Source organism: Amycolatopsis sp., from assembly GCF_025464955.1.
In the GTDB taxonomy this organism is placed as follows: Bacteria; Actinomycetota; Actinomycetes; order Mycobacteriales; family Pseudonocardiaceae; genus Amycolatopsis.
The window spans coordinates 1-15,171 of the sequence record NZ_JAODNM010000096.1 but is presented as its reverse complement, the minus strand read 5'-3'; the positions used below and the strand labels follow the sequence as shown (position 1 = coordinate 15,171).

Annotated in this window: 15 protein-coding genes; 13 read left to right on the top strand and 2 right to left on the bottom strand. The window is 68.7% G+C overall.

The window, feature by feature from the left end:
* Positions 1-48 precede the first annotated feature (48 nt).
* From JWQ81_RS22530 to trpA, 5 genes are all read left to right on the top strand, one after another.
* A complete protein-coding gene (locus JWQ81_RS22530; RefSeq protein ID WP_297544471.1) occupies positions 49-1,611 on the top strand; it encodes an anthranilate synthase component I in 1,563 nt (520 codons plus the stop codon).
* Between the two features lie 76 nt (positions 1,612-1,687).
* A complete protein-coding gene (locus tag JWQ81_RS22525; protein WP_297544574.1) occupies positions 1,688-2,191 on the top strand; it encodes a Trp biosynthesis-associated membrane protein in 504 nt (167 codons plus the stop codon).
* A 127-nt stretch (positions 2,192-2,318) separates the two neighbouring features.
* The gene (trpC, locus tag JWQ81_RS22520) at positions 2,319-3,131 is read left to right on the top strand and encodes an indole-3-glycerol phosphate synthase TrpC (protein WP_297544470.1); all 813 of its coding nucleotides are present in this window, start codon (positions 2,319-2,321) and stop codon (positions 3,129-3,131) included.
* Positions 3,128-4,372 (top strand): tryptophan synthase subunit beta, encoded by a 1,245-nt coding sequence (gene trpB, locus JWQ81_RS22515; protein WP_297544469.1) that lies wholly within the window; start codon positions 3,128-3,130, stop codon positions 4,370-4,372. Before trpC ends, trpB begins: the two co-directional genes overlap by 4 nt.
* Entirely contained in the window at positions 4,369-5,157 is a 789-nt protein-coding gene (gene trpA / locus JWQ81_RS22510; RefSeq protein ID WP_297544468.1) for a tryptophan synthase subunit alpha, read from the top strand. The genes trpB and trpA overlap by 4 nt, the downstream gene beginning before the upstream one ends.
* 309 nt (positions 5,158-5,466) lie before the next feature.
* Here trpA and JWQ81_RS22505 read toward each other — a convergent pair whose 3' ends face one another.
* Positions 5,467-5,712, bottom strand: a complete 246-nt coding sequence (locus JWQ81_RS22505) for a hypothetical protein (protein ID WP_297544467.1) — start codon at positions 5,710-5,712, stop codon at positions 5,467-5,469.
* Between the two features lie 150 nt (positions 5,713-5,862).
* On the opposite strand from JWQ81_RS22505, the gene JWQ81_RS22500 reads away from it, so the two are divergent.
* From JWQ81_RS22500 to JWQ81_RS22485, 4 genes are all read left to right on the top strand, one after another.
* Positions 5,863-6,429: a Uma2 family endonuclease gene (locus JWQ81_RS22500; protein WP_297544466.1), complete on the top strand. Its 567-nt coding sequence runs from the start codon at positions 5,863-5,865 to the stop codon at positions 6,427-6,429.
* 85 nt (positions 6,430-6,514) lie between these two features.
* Positions 6,515-7,051: a TIGR03086 family metal-binding protein gene (locus JWQ81_RS22495; protein ID WP_297544465.1), complete on the top strand. Its 537-nt coding sequence runs from the start codon at positions 6,515-6,517 to the stop codon at positions 7,049-7,051.
* 47 nt (positions 7,052-7,098) lie between these two features.
* Positions 7,099-7,761: an N-acetylmuramoyl-L-alanine amidase gene (locus JWQ81_RS22490; RefSeq protein ID WP_297544464.1), complete on the top strand. Its 663-nt coding sequence runs from the start codon at positions 7,099-7,101 to the stop codon at positions 7,759-7,761.
* A 73-nt stretch (positions 7,762-7,834) separates the two neighbouring features.
* Positions 7,835-8,641 carry a DUF1684 domain-containing protein gene (locus tag JWQ81_RS22485; protein ID WP_297544463.1) on the top strand — a complete coding sequence of 269 codons (807 nt, stop codon included), beginning with the start codon at positions 7,835-7,837 and terminating at the stop codon, positions 8,639-8,641.
* A gap of 54 nt (positions 8,642-8,695) precedes the next feature.
* On the opposite strand, the gene JWQ81_RS22480 is transcribed toward JWQ81_RS22485, so the two are convergent.
* Positions 8,696-10,042: a glutamine synthetase family protein gene (locus JWQ81_RS22480; RefSeq protein ID WP_297544462.1), complete on the bottom strand. Its 1,347-nt coding sequence runs from the start codon at positions 10,040-10,042 to the stop codon at positions 8,696-8,698.
* A 53-nt stretch (positions 10,043-10,095) separates the two neighbouring features.
* Here JWQ81_RS22480 and JWQ81_RS22475 point away from each other — a divergent pair, with 53 nt between their 5' ends.
* From JWQ81_RS22475 to lgt, 4 genes are all read left to right on the top strand, one after another.
* Positions 10,096-11,514 carry an APC family permease gene (locus JWQ81_RS22475; RefSeq protein WP_297544461.1) on the top strand — a complete coding sequence of 473 codons (1,419 nt, stop codon included), beginning with the start codon at positions 10,096-10,098 and terminating at the stop codon, positions 11,512-11,514.
* Between the two features lie 54 nt (positions 11,515-11,568).
* A complete protein-coding gene (locus JWQ81_RS22470; protein ID WP_297544460.1) occupies positions 11,569-12,699 on the top strand; it encodes an amidohydrolase family protein in 1,131 nt (376 codons plus the stop codon).
* Complete coding sequence (locus tag JWQ81_RS22465; RefSeq protein WP_297544459.1) at positions 12,696-13,859, top strand: M20 family metallopeptidase; 1,164 nt, start codon at positions 12,696-12,698, stop codon at positions 13,857-13,859. Before JWQ81_RS22470 ends, JWQ81_RS22465 begins: the two co-directional genes overlap by 4 nt.
* A gap of 88 nt (positions 13,860-13,947) precedes the next feature.
* Entirely contained in the window at positions 13,948-14,979 is a 1,032-nt protein-coding gene (lgt, locus tag JWQ81_RS22460; RefSeq protein ID WP_297544458.1) for a prolipoprotein diacylglyceryl transferase, read from the top strand.
* Positions 14,980-15,171 lie beyond the last annotated feature (192 nt).

Genomic DNA, 15,171 nt, shown 5'->3' with positions numbered 1-15,171 from the left:
ATTCATGCCGTGTCCGGACTGTCGGAGTGGTGCAGCACAATGGCGGTCATGGCCAGTGTTCCCAATACCGCTCCCGGCGGCCTCGGCGCGGTGAGTCCCTCCCGCGGCGATTTCCGCGCCCTCGCCGCGGGCCGGCGGGTCATCCCCGTCGTCCGGCGCCTCCTCGCCGACGGCGAGACCCCGGTCGGCGTGTACCGCAAGCTCGCCGCCGACCGCCCCGGCACGTTCCTGTTCGAGTCAGCGGTGAACGGCGAGTCCTGGTCGCGATGGTCGTTCATCGGCGTAAACAGCCCGGCGACCCTGACCGTGCGTGACGGCAAGCCCGTGTGGCTCGGTGAGCCGCCGGTGGGCCTGCCGCTCGAAGGCGACCCGCTGACCGTCCTGCGCGAGACCGTGGCCGCCCTGCAGACCGAGCCGCTGCCCGGCCTCCCCCCGCTGACGGGCGGCATGGTCGGGTACATCGCCTATGACGCGGTGCGCTGGCTCGAACGCCTGCCCGAGCTGGCCGTCAAGGATATCGACACCCCCGAGCTGACCATGCTCTTCGCCACCGACCTGGCGGCGTTCGACCACCACGAGGGCACCGTCACGCTCATCGCCAACGCGGTGAACTGGGACGATTCGCCCGAACGGGTCGATGCCGCGTATGACGCCGCCGTCGGCCGCCTCGACGAGATGACACGGCAGCTGTTCGTCCCCGCGCCGCCGACCACGGCCGTGTTCGAGCGGCCGGAGCCGGAGTTCGTCCGCCGCCGCACCAAGGAAGACTTCCACGCCGCGATCAACAAGGCCGTCGAAGCGGTCCACGCCGGTGAAGCGTTTCAGATCGTGCCCTCGCAACGGTTCGAGATCGCGACGACGGCCGACGCGCTCGACGTCTACCGCGTGCTCCGCGCGTCCAACCCGAGCCCGTACATGTACCTGCTGCGGCTGGACGGGTTCGACATCGTCGGGTCCAGCCCGGAGGCGCTGGTCACCGTGCGGGACGGCCGTGCCACCACGCACCCCATCGCGGGCACCCGCTGGCGCGGGGTCGACGCGGAAGAGGACGCGCAGCTCGCGAAGGACCTCCTGGCCGACGAGAAGGAGCGCGCCGAGCACCTGATGCTGGTGGACCTCGGCCGCAACGACCTCGGCAAGGTGTGCAAACCCGGCACCGTGCACGTCGTCGACTTCTTCGACATCGAGCGGTACAGCCACGTCATGCACATCGTGTCCACGGTCACCGGCGAGCTGGCCGAGGGCAAGACGGCCTTCGACGCGGTCGCCGCCTGCTTCCCGGCGGGCACGCTGTCCGGGGCGCCGAAGGTCAGGGCGATGCAGCTGATCGAGGAGCTGGAGCCGACCAGGCGCGGGCTCTACGGCGGGGTCGTCGGCTACCTGGACTTCGCCGGCGACGCGGACACTGCGATCGCCATCCGCACCGCGCTGATGAAGGACGGCACGGCGTACGTCCAGGCAGGTGGCGGAGTCGTCGCGGACTCGGACGCCGACTACGAGGACACCGAATCGTTGAACAAGGCGAGGACCGTGCTCTCGGCGGTGGCGGCCGCTCAGACACTGACGCCGGCCGGCCGGCTCGACCCGAGCGGTGACACCGCTCGTGTCTGAGGAAGCCGTTGAGAGCACAGGGGATCTGCGGGAGTCCGCCGCGCCGCGGCGGCGCGGTGGTCCACTGTGGATAGTCATGCTGTCGCTGCTGCTGGCGTCGGCCGGGCTGTGGGGTGGATCCCGGCTGACCTGGTTCGCCGAGTTCCGCGACGCGGGTGTGCGCGGCATGGTGCTCTACACCGAGACAGGCGCGCAGCGGGCCGGTTCGCTCGTGCCGCTGGCGCTGCTCGCGCTGGCCGGAATGGCCGGGATGATAGCCACCGGTGGCTGGGCGAGGCGGATCCTCGGCGTCATTCTGGGCGTCGCCGGCCTGGCCGCCTGCTGGGTCGCGATCGACGGCGTGCGCTTCAGCGGCGCGGACGGCTTGCCCGTCGCCCAGATGCTGATCGCCCGTGTGCTCGCGCTGCTCGGGGGAATTCTGCTGATCATCGGGGGGTTGGCAGGTATCAAGGGCGCCAAGGTGATGCCGCGGCTCGGTGCGCGGTACTCGGCGCCGGGTGCCAAGCGGGTCGCCCGTGACCCCGATGTCGAGCTGTGGGAGGCGCTGTCCGATGGAGAGGATCCCACCGCCGGCCGATGACTTTGGCTCGACCCGGAACCCGCCGCCGTTCAGGGGCGGGTTAGCATGATTTCAGCGGGAAGGGGAAGGTTTTTGTGAGCGACCTTGCGAGTGAACCTTTGAAGACGTCGACCCTTGAGGGCGCCCGGTGACTGTGCTGGAAGACATCATCGAGGGTGTGCGTGCCGATCTCGCTGTCCGCGAGGCGGCGCTGCCCTTCGACGAGCTGAAGCGACGTGCCCTGGAAGTACCGCCCGCCCACGACGTGATGGCAGCGCTGCGTGCCGAGTCCGGCATCGGCGTCATCGCCGAGGTCAAGCGCCGTAGCCCGTCGAAGGGCGACCTGGCCGAGATCGCCGATCCGGCCGCGCTGGCCAAGGACTACGCCGACGGCGGAGCCCGGGTCATCAGCGTGCTCACCGAGCAGCGCCGCTTCGGCGGTTCGCTGGCCGACCTCGACGCGGTGCGCGCCGCGGTCAACATTCCGATCCTGCGCAAGGATTTCGTGGTCGGCCCGTACCAGGTGCACGAAGCGCGCCTGCACGGCGCGGACCTGGTGCTCCTGATCGTCGCGGCGCTCGAGCAGAACGCGCTCGTCTCCTTGCTGGACAGGGTCGAGTCGCTCGGCATGACGGCGCTGGTCGAGATCCACAACGCCGAAGAGGCCGATCGCGCGCTGGAAGCCGGCGCGCAGGTCATCGGCGTCAACGCCCGCAACCTGCACACCCTCGAGGTCGATCGCGACGTGTTCTCCCGGCTCGCCCCTGGGCTGCCGATGGACGTGTTCAAGGTCGCCGAGTCCGGGGTCCGCGGCCCGGGTGATCTGATGTCCTATGCCGGTCACGGTGCCGACGCGGTGCTGGTCGGTGAGGGGCTTGTCGCCTCGGGTGACCCGAAGGGCGCCCTGGTCAAGCTGGTCACGGCCGGTTCGCACCCCGCTTGCCCAAGGCCGTCGCGGTGACGGACGAAAAGTCCGAGACCAGGGCACACGAACACACCCCGCACGATCCCGACCTGCGCGGGCATTTCGGTCCGTACGGCGGCCGGTTCATGCCGGAGGCGCTGATCGGCGCCATGGACGAGCTGTCCGCCGAGTACGACAAGGCCCGGCTCGACCCGGAGTTCACGAACGAGTTCGCCCGGCTGCTGCGGGACTACGCGGGCAGGCCCTCGTTGTTGACCGAGGCTCCGCGGTTCGCCAAGCACGCCGGTGGCGCGCAGATCTTCCTCAAGCGCGAGGACTTGAACCACACCGGTTCACACAAGATCAACAACGTGCTGGGCCAGGCGTTGCTGACCAAGCGGATGGGCAAGAAGCGGGTCATCGCCGAGACCGGCGCCGGCCAGCACGGGGTCGCCACGGCGACGGCGTGCGCGCTGCTCGACCTCGACTGTGTCGTCTACATGGGCGAGGTCGACACCGAGCGCCAGGCGCTCAACGTGGCTCGGATGAAGCTCCTCGGCGCCGAGGTGATCCCGGTGAAGACCGGCTCCCGCACGCTGAAGGACGCGATCAACGAGGCGTTGCGCGACTGGGTCGCCAACGTCGACTCCACGCACTATCTGCTGGGCACGGCGGCCGGCGGCCACCCGTTCCCGCTGATGGTCCGCAACTTCCACAAGATCATCGGCGAAGAGGCCCGTCGGCAGATCCTCGAGCAGACCGGGCGGCTGCCGGACGTGGTCGCCGCGTGTGTCGGCGGCGGGTCCAACGCGATCGGCATCTTCCACGGTTTCATCGACGATCCGGACGTCCGCCTGGTCGGCCTCGAGCCCGCGGGCAAGGGGCTCGATTCCGGCGAGCACGGCGCGACGCTGACCCAGGGCACCCCCGGCATGCTGCACGGCGCGATGTCGTACCTCCTGCAGGACGAGGACGGCCAGACCATCGAGGCGTACTCGATCTCGGCCGGGCTCGACTATCCCGGTGTCGGCCCGGAGCACTCGTGGCTCAAGGACACCGGGCGGGCGGAGTACCGCGCGGTGACCGACGCCGAGGCCATGGAAGCGATGAAGCTGCTGTCGCGGACCGAGGGAATCATCCCGGCGATCGAGTCCTCGCACGCGCTGGCCGGGGCACTCGTGCTCGGCCAGGAACTGGGTCCCAAGGGCCTGATCGTGGTCAACCTCTCCGGTCGCGGGGACAAGGACATGGACACCGCCGCGAAGTACTTCGACCTGGTGGACGAGGAGAAACTGTGAGCCTCGACGAGCTCTTCACCAAGACTCGCAGCGAAGGCCGCGGCGCGCTCATCGCCTACCTGCCGGCGGGGTATCCCACGGTCGAGGGCTCGAAGGACCTGCTCGCCGCGACCCTCGACGGCGGTGCGGACCTGGTCGAGGTCGGCGTGCCGTACTCGGACCCGGTGATGGACGGCCCGACGATCCAAGCCGCCGCCGTGGAGGCGCTGAAGAACGGCTTCCGCCTGCGGCAGCTGTTCGAGGTCGTCGAGTCGGTGTCCGCCCGCGGTGGCCAGGCCGTCGTGATGACGTACTGGAACCCGGTCTACCACTACGGCGTCGACAGGTTCGCCCGTGACCTTGCTTCGGCCGGTGGCCTCGGCATGATCACCCCGGACCTGACGCCCGACGAGGGCGAAGACTGGATGGCGGCCTCCGAGGCACACAACCTGGACCGCATCTTCCTGGTCGCGCCGTCCTCCTCGGAGGAGCGCATCGTCCGGACGGTCGACGCGAGCTCCGGCTTCGTCTATGCGACCGCCGTCATGGGCGTGACAGGCGCCCGCGACACCGTCGGCTCCCACGCGGAGAGCCTTGTCGCCCGCACCCGAGCGCACACGAAGCTGCCGATCGGTGTCGGCCTGGGTGTCCGCTCCGGCGCCCAAGCCGCCGAGGTCGCCTCCTTCGCCGACGCCGTGATCGTCGGATCCGCGTTGGTCACCGCCGCCGCCAGCGGCACCGAGGCCGTCCGCGTCCTCTCCGCCGAACTCGCCGACGGCGTCCGTAAAGCCGTCACCCCCGCCTGATTCCTGCCTGGCCCCTGTGGCAGGTGGGGTTCCTGTGGCGTTCCGTGAAGGCCACCTTCACGGCGTAAGGCGTACTCAACCAGGCCTTGACGACGTCTCTGCCCTGCCGAAAGTGCTTCAGGAGCCCCAGCAGTCACATCGCCATCACCAGCACCACCTGCACGACGCGACTGGCCCTCAACTCCTCAACCAGCATCCACTAGCCCCGGTCCTTGCTGATCTGCACAGAACCGACCACCCCGACCCCGTAAGTTCCAGGCTGTGGCGTTCAACGCCACCAGGGTGGCCCCAGTCCGTCCCCGGGCTAACTCACGTTGCGTGCCCACACGGACAGCGGAACGTCGCCAGCCCGGGGAATCCGAGTTCGCGGACACGAGCGCCCAGGGCTTCGGCGGTGCTGTAAAAAGCGGCGACAACCTGCTCAATCGTCAGTTCTCCGTGGTTTGCGGGCTCGTCTCGCAGTGACCAGGTATTCGTCCGCGCTTCGGCGTCGTGATCAGTGCCGTCGAGCAGGAGGTCCTCGTCGGCGATCTCGGCGATCCAAGTCACCAACACGCGACGATTATCGCCGCCCGGGCCAGTTCCGTGAGCGTGAAACTGTCGGTGCTTGGCTGGATACTCCCAGTGTGTTCACGTACTACTGGGGGTTCTCATGTCACACTCGGGGTCAACGATCTTTCTACGCCCGGATGGAGGTGAAGCAGCATGGCCGCGCCGGTTGAGCACGGGACCCTGTTGTCGGCGCACCGCGGTGAGTGGACGGTCGACGAGGTACTCGCGCTGGCTGAGGACCAGACAACGGGTCAGCGGATCGAACTCCTTGACGGGGCTCTGCTGATGAGCCCCGCGCCCACCTCCGCACACCAGCGGGTTCTTCAGGAGGTCCAGTACGGCTTCCGAGGCAAGCTGCCGGCCGGAACCGAGCTTCTTCCCGGGGTGAATGTCAGGCTCGCCGACAGAAGGCTGCTCATTCCCGACTTCGTCGTGCTCACCTGCGCAGGGACGGACACGACCTACTACGACTGCTCGGAAGTCCCCCTCGCCGGCGAGATCGAATCGCCGTCGACGAAGGTATTCGACCGGACGTTGAAGCGGCAGGTGTACGCCGAGGCAGGGGTGCCGTTCTACCTCCTGGTCGATCCAGCCAAGAAACCTGCCGAAGCGCTGCTGTTCGAGTTGGTCGACGGCGTCTACGTCCTGCTCGCGAAGAGTGAGTCAGGTCGGATCGAGTTCACACGGCCGTTCCAGGTCACACTCGATTTGGCTCCCTGACCGGGAATCAGCCCCGGATGTCGAGATCGGCGAAGCGGCTACGACGTCTCCGGTGAAAGCACCTCAAGCATCGATGGAGACGACCATGAGCAAGTCCCCCGAGATCGACCTGAAGCCGGCCTGTCGCCGCATGATCGACGTGCTGGCAGGCGTGGCCGATGGCCAGCTCACCGATCCCACGCCCTGCGCCGAATACACCGTGCGCGAACTCATCGACCACATCAACCTGGTGTCCCAGGGGTTCGCTGCCGTCGCCCGGAAGGAGGACCCCGCGCCGGCAAAAGAGTGGGACAACCTCGCCCAGCACGTCCAAGCGCTCGGCGAGGCGTGGGACGATCCGGCGGCCTGGCAGGGGATGACCGACGCGGGCGGGTCGGAGCTGCCGAACCGGCTCTGGGGCAGGATCGCTTTCACTGAGATGGTCGTGCACGGCTGGGACCTCGCGAAGGCCACCGGCCAGCCCTTCGACCTGCCGGACGAGACAGTGCGGGCTTGTCTGGACCACGTGACCGAGTTCGTTCCGAACGCCCCGGTCCCCGAGCTGTGGGGGCCCGTGGTCGAGGTCACGGCTGCCGCCTCGCTGCTCGACAGGGTCGTTGCCATCACCGGCCGTACGCCCTGACCTGCGTTTTGTAGGAATCCTGTACGCGCCGCGCGCACAGTCCGCGCATGGCTATCGACTTCAAAGGTCTCGACCGCCGGACATTCCTGCGGGGTACTGGGTTGCTGGTGGCGGCTGGTGCGGCCGGGCTCGTCCTGCCTGGCATGGCGAGCGCTGCCACGGTCCCGCGCATTTACAGCTGTGCCGAGTGGAACGCGCGGCCGCCGGCGGATCCGCTGGTCACGCTCAACAACAAGGCCAACCGGATTCTCGTCCACCACATCGCGAGCGCCAACAGCACGGACTACTCGCTCGCGCACGCGTTCCAGATCTGTCGCGACAACCAGGCCGATCACATCGACAACAACGGGTGGTCCGACACCGGTCAGCACTTCACCGTCAGCCGGGGTGGCTACCAGCTCGAAGGTCGCCACGGCAGCCTCAGCACGCTTCGTGGCGGTAAGCAGATGATCCGCGGCGCGCACTGCCCCGGCCAGAACGACAACTCGATCGGCATCGAGAACGAAGGCACGTACACCAGCGTCGAGCAGCCCGCGGCGCAGTACAAGGGACTCGTCGCCCTCTGCGCGTACGTCTGCAAGCAGTACGGCATCCCGGTCGCCGAGATCAAGGGCCATCGCGACTACTACAACACCGAGTGCCCCGGCGACAAGCTGTACGCCAGGCTCCCGCAGCTGCGCAAGGACGTCGCAGCGGCCATGGCAGCCTGACGTTCCACGTGGTGGGAGCGGGAATCTGCGGCGTCGTCCCCGGGTTGGTACCGGGGACGACGGGAGATCAGTGATGACCACCAACACAGACACAGCCACCGGCTTCGTCAGGGACTGGCAGCAGTGGAAGAGCGAACGCGAGGGCACCCTGGCCGAGCCCTACGGCTGGCTTGCGCTCGTGTCGTTGGATTGGCTGGAAGAGACACCCCGCAGCTACCCGGGACTGCCCGGGTTGTGGTGGCAGGACAGCGACGCCGCGTACCTCGATCCGCAGGGCGCCGACGTCACGCACGAGGGCGAGGCCGTCACCGGTGTACGCCGGATCGAGCTGGTCAACAGCGGAGCCGGCACGCGGATCGTGGCCGGCGACGTCGAGATCGAGGTCGCCCGTCGCTCGGGATACCTGATTCGCGTCCATGACCCGAAAGCGTTGGTACTGAAGGACTTCCACGGCGTGCCGTCGTACGAGCCCGAGGAGGACTGGGTTCTGCGAGGGCGGTTCGAGCCGTTCGACGAGCCGCGCCCGACAACCGTCGGCGCGGTGGTGGAGGGGCTTACGCATGTCTACACCGCGCTCGGAGTGGCCCGGTTCGAGCACGACGGCGTCGAGCACACGCTGACGGCGTTCAACGGCAAGGTCGGCGGCGGACTGAGCATCCTGTTCAACGACGCCACCAGCGGCGTGACGACGTACGCCGCGAACCGCTCACTCCAGGTCGCCGCTCCGGACGAGGACGGCGCTGTCGTCCTCGACTTCAACCGCGCGACGAACCTGCCGTGCGCGTTCACCGACTTCGCCACCTGCCCGCTGCCTCCGGAAGGCAACCGGCTCCCGTTCGCTGTCGAAGCAGGTGAAAAGCTGCCGTACGAACGTCGGTAAGCGCACTCGGCCGGTCTCCCGCTGCGCGCGAGTGCGCAGGAAGTGCGCACGCGGTCAGTGGGCCCAGCGGTAGGCGGCGGTGATCTGGTCCGGGGTCGAGCCGGCGAAGCGCTGGATCTCGGCTTTGCGGACGTCCATCAACGTCGTCGCGAGCGGGGCACCGAAGCAGTCGTGCAGCACGATGTCGGCTTCGAAGGCGGATACGGCGTCAGCGAGCGTAGCGGGTAGGCGGCGGATGCCGAGCCCGTGGCGTTCGTCATCGCTGAGTGAGCCCGGGTCGACGTCGATCGGGTCCGGCAGCGCGGTTTCCCCGGCCATTCCGGCGAACAGAAGCGCGGCCACGACCAGGTACGGGTTGGCTGTGTGGTCGAAGCACTTCACTTCGAGATTGGGCGAGGTCCCGGCGATGAGCCGGACTGCGGCCTCGCGGTTTTCCAGCCCCCACACCGCAAACGCCCCGGCCCACCGGTGGGGCTCGAGCCGCAGGTAGCTCACCACTGACGGCGCGCCGACGGCCAGCAATGCGGGCAGCCTGTCCAGGATGCCCGCGCTGAACGTCTCTGCGGTAGCGGTCATCCCGAACTGCCCGTCGCCGCCGCCGAACAGGTTCCGTTCGCCGTCCCACACACTCAGATGCACGTGCCCGCCGTTGCCCACGCCGCCCACCGAGAACTGCGGCGTGAACGACGCGCGCAGTCCGTGCATGCCGCTCACCACGCGGATCGTTTCCCGGACCAGCACCGAAGTGTCCGCCGCGCCGACCGGGTCCTCCGCGCCGACCGACAGCTCGAACTGGCCGGCCGCGTACTCCGGATGGATCTGCTCCACCGCGACGCCCTGATTGTCCAAAGCGGACACGATCGCGCGCAGATAGTCCGAATGCCGGGAAAGTCTCGCGTAGCCGTAAGCCGGACCGCGACCGGCCAGCTCGTCCGGCGCGTTTTCGGCCGTCACCACCCACTCGACCTCGAAGGCCAGTTTCGCGGTAAGCCCGCGCTCGGCGAGCTGCCGGACCGCTTCCTTCGCCAGGCTCCGCTGGTCCATCGGGTGGACAGCGCCGTCCTGGTCGCGACGGTCCGCCGGCGCCCAGGCCCAGCCGGGCTGCGCGGCGAGCACGGTCAGCCGCTCCAGGTCCAGGTGCAGCCGCAGGTCTCCTACCGGCCCCGAGGAGTACTTGCCCGTGCAGATCGAGTCGTCGAAGCCGAAGAAGTCGAACGAGTTCGACGCGCCGATCCCCGACGCGGCCGCGGCGGCCAGCCTGCGCAACGGGACTGCCTTCGTCCGGACGACCCCGCTGTTGTCCACAAAGGTCATCGCCACCACTTCGACGCCCTGTGCGGCCAGCCCGGGTAACAATTCATCGGCCCGTGCTCCGATCACCTGGCGGTCAAGCTCGCTCATCCGGCCTCCGTCCCTGTTAACTGCACATCCGCGTAGGAAACGAGGTGCGCATCATGTCAGACACCGGACTCCGCCGGTCGCTGTCGGTGTGGCAGGCCGTGGGCCTGTCCGTGGCGCTGATGGCGCCGAGTATGGCGGCCAACATCAACCCCCAGCAGACGGCGTCGGCGGCAGGTCGTGCCGTTCCGCTGGCGTTCCTGCTCTCCGCCGTGGGCGTGCTGCTCGTGGCGTACGGGTTCGTCCGCCTGTGCCAGTACTACGAGCACGCTGGCTCGGTGTACGCCTTCGTCGGCGCGACGCTCGGCCCACGCGCCGGCGTCGTTTCCGGGATCGGGCTACTGGGGACGTACACGTTCTACGCCGTCGTGACGTCGTCAGCCGCCGGAACGCTGGGTACCGCGTTCCTCACCCAGGTCGGTATCTGGCCGAACCCGCCGTCCTGGGGGCCGTTCGTGCTCGTCGGTGTCGCGCTGGTCGCCGCGTGGCTGCTGGCCGTCGTCCCGGCGAAGCGCGGTACGAGCCTGCTGCTGCTCGTCGAGGGCGCGACGATCGCCCTGATCCTGCTGATCACCGCGGTCATCGCCGTTCGGCTGATCTCGGGCTCGGCGCCGGGCGGACGTCATTTCACGATGTCGGTGTTCACCTACACCCCGGACGTCGGCGTGTCCGGCGTGTTCCTCGGGGCCGTGTTCGGCTTCCTGTCCTTCGCCGGGTTCGAGGCCGCGGCGACCCTCGGCGAGGAGACACGCGAGCCGAAACGCAACATTCCCAGGGCGATCCTCGGCACGGCGGTTTTCGGTGGCGCGTTCTTCGTGGTCGTCACGGCCATCGAGATGATGGCCTTCGGCTCGGACGCGGGCGCGTTCCACGATTCGCCGTCGCTGCTGGGTGATCTCAGCACCAGCTACGTCGGTGCGTGGCTGGGCGACGTCATCACGCTCGGCGCGGCAATCAGTGCTTTCGGCTGCTGCCTGGCCTGCGTCGTCGGTGGCTCCAGGCTGCTCTTCGCACTCGGCCGGGACGCCGTGGGCGACAGGGGGATCGGCAAGACGTCCGCGCAGGGCGCACCGGCCGTCGCCGCGACCGTGGTCTCCGCGCTGGCGGTACTGATCATCGTTGTCTGCGCGGTGTTCTTCGGCGCCACAGCGTCGGACACCTTCGCCTGGAGTGGGTCGATCGGCACGTTGATCTTGCTGGTGATCTACCTGCTGACGACGATTGGTTCGATCCTGCTCGTGTTCGTCCGCCGCAAGATGGACGTCCCGCGCTGGCAGATCGTGTTCCCGCTCGGCGCGCTCGCGCTGCTGGGCTACACCGTCTACGTCAACGTGATCCCGTACCCGACCTCCGGACCTGCGCGGTGGTTCCCGGTAGTCGCTGCGGCCGTATTGCTGCTGGCCGTCGTCGCGGTCCTCGCCGCGCCTGGGTATGCGCGTCGGGTGGGGGAGCGGCTGGCGGTTTCGGACTCGTGAGCGTTCCGGCCGCCTAGAACCGGCGGGAACGCTCACGAGTCCTAGACTCCGCACGTGCTGTCGTTTGTGGAGGATCTCCGCCTGGTCGACCATCACTGTCACGGCCTGGTCGGCGTCGAGTTGGACCGCCCGGCCTTCGAAGAGATGCTCACCGAGGCCGACACCGTGTCGGCGCTGGGCACCACCCTGTTCGACTCGCTGATCGGGCTCGCCGTCCGCCGCTGGTGCGCGCCGGTGCTCGACCTCGAGCCGCACGTCTCGGCCGACGACTACCTTGCCCGGCGCGCGGAGTTGGGGGCGGACGAGGTCAACCGCCGTTTCCTGCGCTCGACGGGTACGGGCGACTTCGTCGTCGACGGCGGGTTCATGCCGGACAAGCTCACCAGCTCCGCGGAGTTGGCGACGCTGGCCGGTGCGCGTGCGCACGACATCGTCCGGCTTGAACAGGTCGCCGAGAACGTGGCGCGGGACGGCACCAGCGCGGTCGGGTTCGCCGAGGCCTGTGCGGTCGAGCTGGCGAAACGGACGGTGAACGCGGTCGGCGTCAAGTCCATCGCGGCGTATCGCGTCGGCCTGGACCTCGCCGGTGAACGGCCGTCCGACGCCGAAGTCACGTTGGCGGCGGGAGACTGGCTGTCCGACGTCGAAGGCGGCAAGCCGGTCCGGCTGGCGAACGAGGTCCTCCACCGGTTCCTCATCTGGACCGGTATCGAGCTGCGGCTGCCCGTGCAGTTCCACGTCGGCTACGGCGATTCCGACGTCGACCTGCACCGCTGTGACCCGTTGCTGCTGACCGGCCTGCTGCGCGCCACTCGGAAGACCGGCGTGCCGATCCTGCTGCTGCACAACTACCCGTTCCACCGCCAGGCCGCGTACCTCGCGCAGGTCTTCGAGCACGTGTTCGTCGACGTCGGCCTCGCGACGCACAACGCGGGCAGCCGGGCGCCCGCGCTCATTGCCGAAACCCTGGAACTCGCGCCGTTCGGCAAGTTCCTGTTCTCCACGGACGCCTTCGGCCTCGGCGAGCTCTACCACCTCGGAACGCTCCTGTTCCGGCGCGGCCTTTCGGACTTCCTGCGGGCCGGTCTGGACGCCGGGGAGTTCTCGACGCCGGACGCGGAACGTCTCGCAGTGCTTGCTGGGGCGGAAAACGCCCGGCGTGTCTACGGTTTGGAGCCGTTGTGAGTTCATCCGAGCTGTGGGCCGACTGGCTCGCCGCGATCAACGCGGAGCTGCCCGCCGCGGCGGAACTGCGTCACCGCCTGCATGCCGATCCGCGCGCTTCCGGCGACGAGGACGACACCACCCGCATCGTCGTCGAAGCGCTCGAGGCCGGTGACGGTGTCCGCGTGGCGAAGACCGGACGCGCGGTGCTGATCGACGGCGCGTCCCCGGGCGGGACCATCGCGTTGCGCGCCGAGCTCGACGCGCTGCCGGTCATCGAGCGGACGGGTGTGCCGTGGACGTCCACCAGCGCGTTGATGCACGCGTGCGGACACGATGTCCACCTCGCGGCACTTGTCGCGGTGTGCCGCGCGGCGATGAAGATCGGTGTGCCGCGCTCGATCCTCGCGGTGCTGCAACCTCGGGAGGAGACGTCGCCTTCGGGCGCCCTGGACATCGTCGAGGCCGGTACGCTGGCCGAGTACGGCGTCAGCGCGATCATCGCCGCCCACGTCCAGCCTCGGCTGGCGGCCGGGGTCATCTCCGCGGTGCCGGGGCCGATCAACGCCTCGACCGACGAGTTCGAGGTCGTCGTAACCGGCCACGGCGGCCACGCGGGCTATCCCCACCTCCTGCGCGACCCGATCCTGGCGCTCGCGCAGATCGTGGTCAGCCTGCAGCAGATCGCCAGCCGCCGGATCGACCCGATCTTCGGTGCGGTGTGCTCGGTCGGCCGGATCCAGGCGGGTACGGCCGCGAACGTCGTCCCGTCGCAGGCCACCGCGCTCGGCTCGCTGCGGCTGATGCGCGACTCGGACCGGGACGCGATCCTCGAGACGTTGCGGGAGATCGTGCAAGCCACCGCCAAGGCCCACGGCTGCGACGCCGAGGTGCGGATCATGCCGTGCGAGCCGGTGCTGTTCAACGACGCCGGGCTCGCGGCCGGGGCGCAGGAGTGGCTCGCGCGCGGCGGCATCACGCTCGACACCGAGTTCCGTTCGTTCGGGGCCGACGACTTCGCGCACTACTGCGGCGCCACGCGCGGGCTCATGATGTTCGCCGGTCTCGGTGACACCGCCGGTGCCCGGAGCCTGCACGACGAACGATTCCTGCCGCCGGACTCCGCGATCGAGTTCGTCGCCGGGGCGTTGGTCGCGGGCTACCTGGCGGCCATCCAGTAGGCCGTGCACGAGGCAATGGGTAGTCACTCGCACACCGGTGACGGACGTCCCTCACCGGGCTTCACACCGGGCAGGTTACGGTGACCCCGTGATTTCCGCGTCGGTGCAGTTCCTCGCGTCCTTCCCCAGCCCTGACCGCGGCGTCTGGCACATCGGGCCGATCCCGATTCGCGCCTACGCGCTGTGCATCATCGCCGGGATCATCGTGGCCCTCTGGTGGTCCGAGCGCCGCTGGGTCGCCCGTGGCGGCACGAAGGGCACGGTCATCGACGTCGCCGTGTTCGCGGTGCCGTTCGGCCTGGTCGGCGGCCGTCTCTACCATGTCATCACCGATCACCAGCTCTACTTCGGCGAGGGCAAGAACCCGATCAACGCGTTGAAGATCTGGGACGGCGGGCTCGGCATCTGGGGCGCCGTGGCACTCGGCGGGCTCGGCGCGTACATCGCGTGCCGCCGCAAGGGCATCCCGCTGCCGGCGATGGCGGACACCATGGCCCCCGCACTGGTCACCGCGCAGGCGATCGGGCGCATCGGCAACTACTTCAACCAGGAGCTCTACGGCGCGCATACCACGCTGCCGTGGGGCCTGGAGATCTACCAGCGCATCAACCCCGACAACCCGGGCGACACCCTCGGCGGCATCGCGACCGGGCACATCCCGCTGCCCGACAGCCCGGTGCAGCCCACATTCCTCTACGAGCTCATCTGGGACCTGCTGGTCGCGCTGCTCGTGGTCTGGGCGGACAAGAAGTTCAAGCTCGGCCACGGCCGCGCGTTCTGCGTGTACGTCGCGGGCTACACCCTCGGCCGGACGTGGATCGAGCTGCTGCGCGCCGACGAGGCGAACCACATCCTTGGCGTCCGCGTGAACGTCTGGGTCGCGATCCTGGTGTTCCTCGGCGCGATCATCGCGTTGTACGTCACCCGGAACCTCGGCCCCCGCGAAGCGCCCGAGCTGCTGCGGGGCCCGGTCTTGGCCACCGACGACTCGCCGGAACCCGCTGCTGACGACGACACCCCGGGCGAACCAGCCGAAGTCTCCGTCTCCGCCGACTCCTCCGAGTCTTCGGGGTCGTCCTCCGACAGCTCCCCACCCCCCACCGAAGACCCCAAGCCCTAACGGGCACAAATCCACAAAAGCGCCCTGCGCTGGATCGCAAGTCGCCGTCGAGTTGCGGTCGTTGGTATGGGCAACGATCGCAAGTCGACGGCGACTTGCTGTTTTAGCGGAGGAGGGGGGCTCTTTCGCGTGGAGCCGCTCTCAATCGACAACAGCAAAGTGCCGCGTAAGATATTCCCACATTCCTTTCTG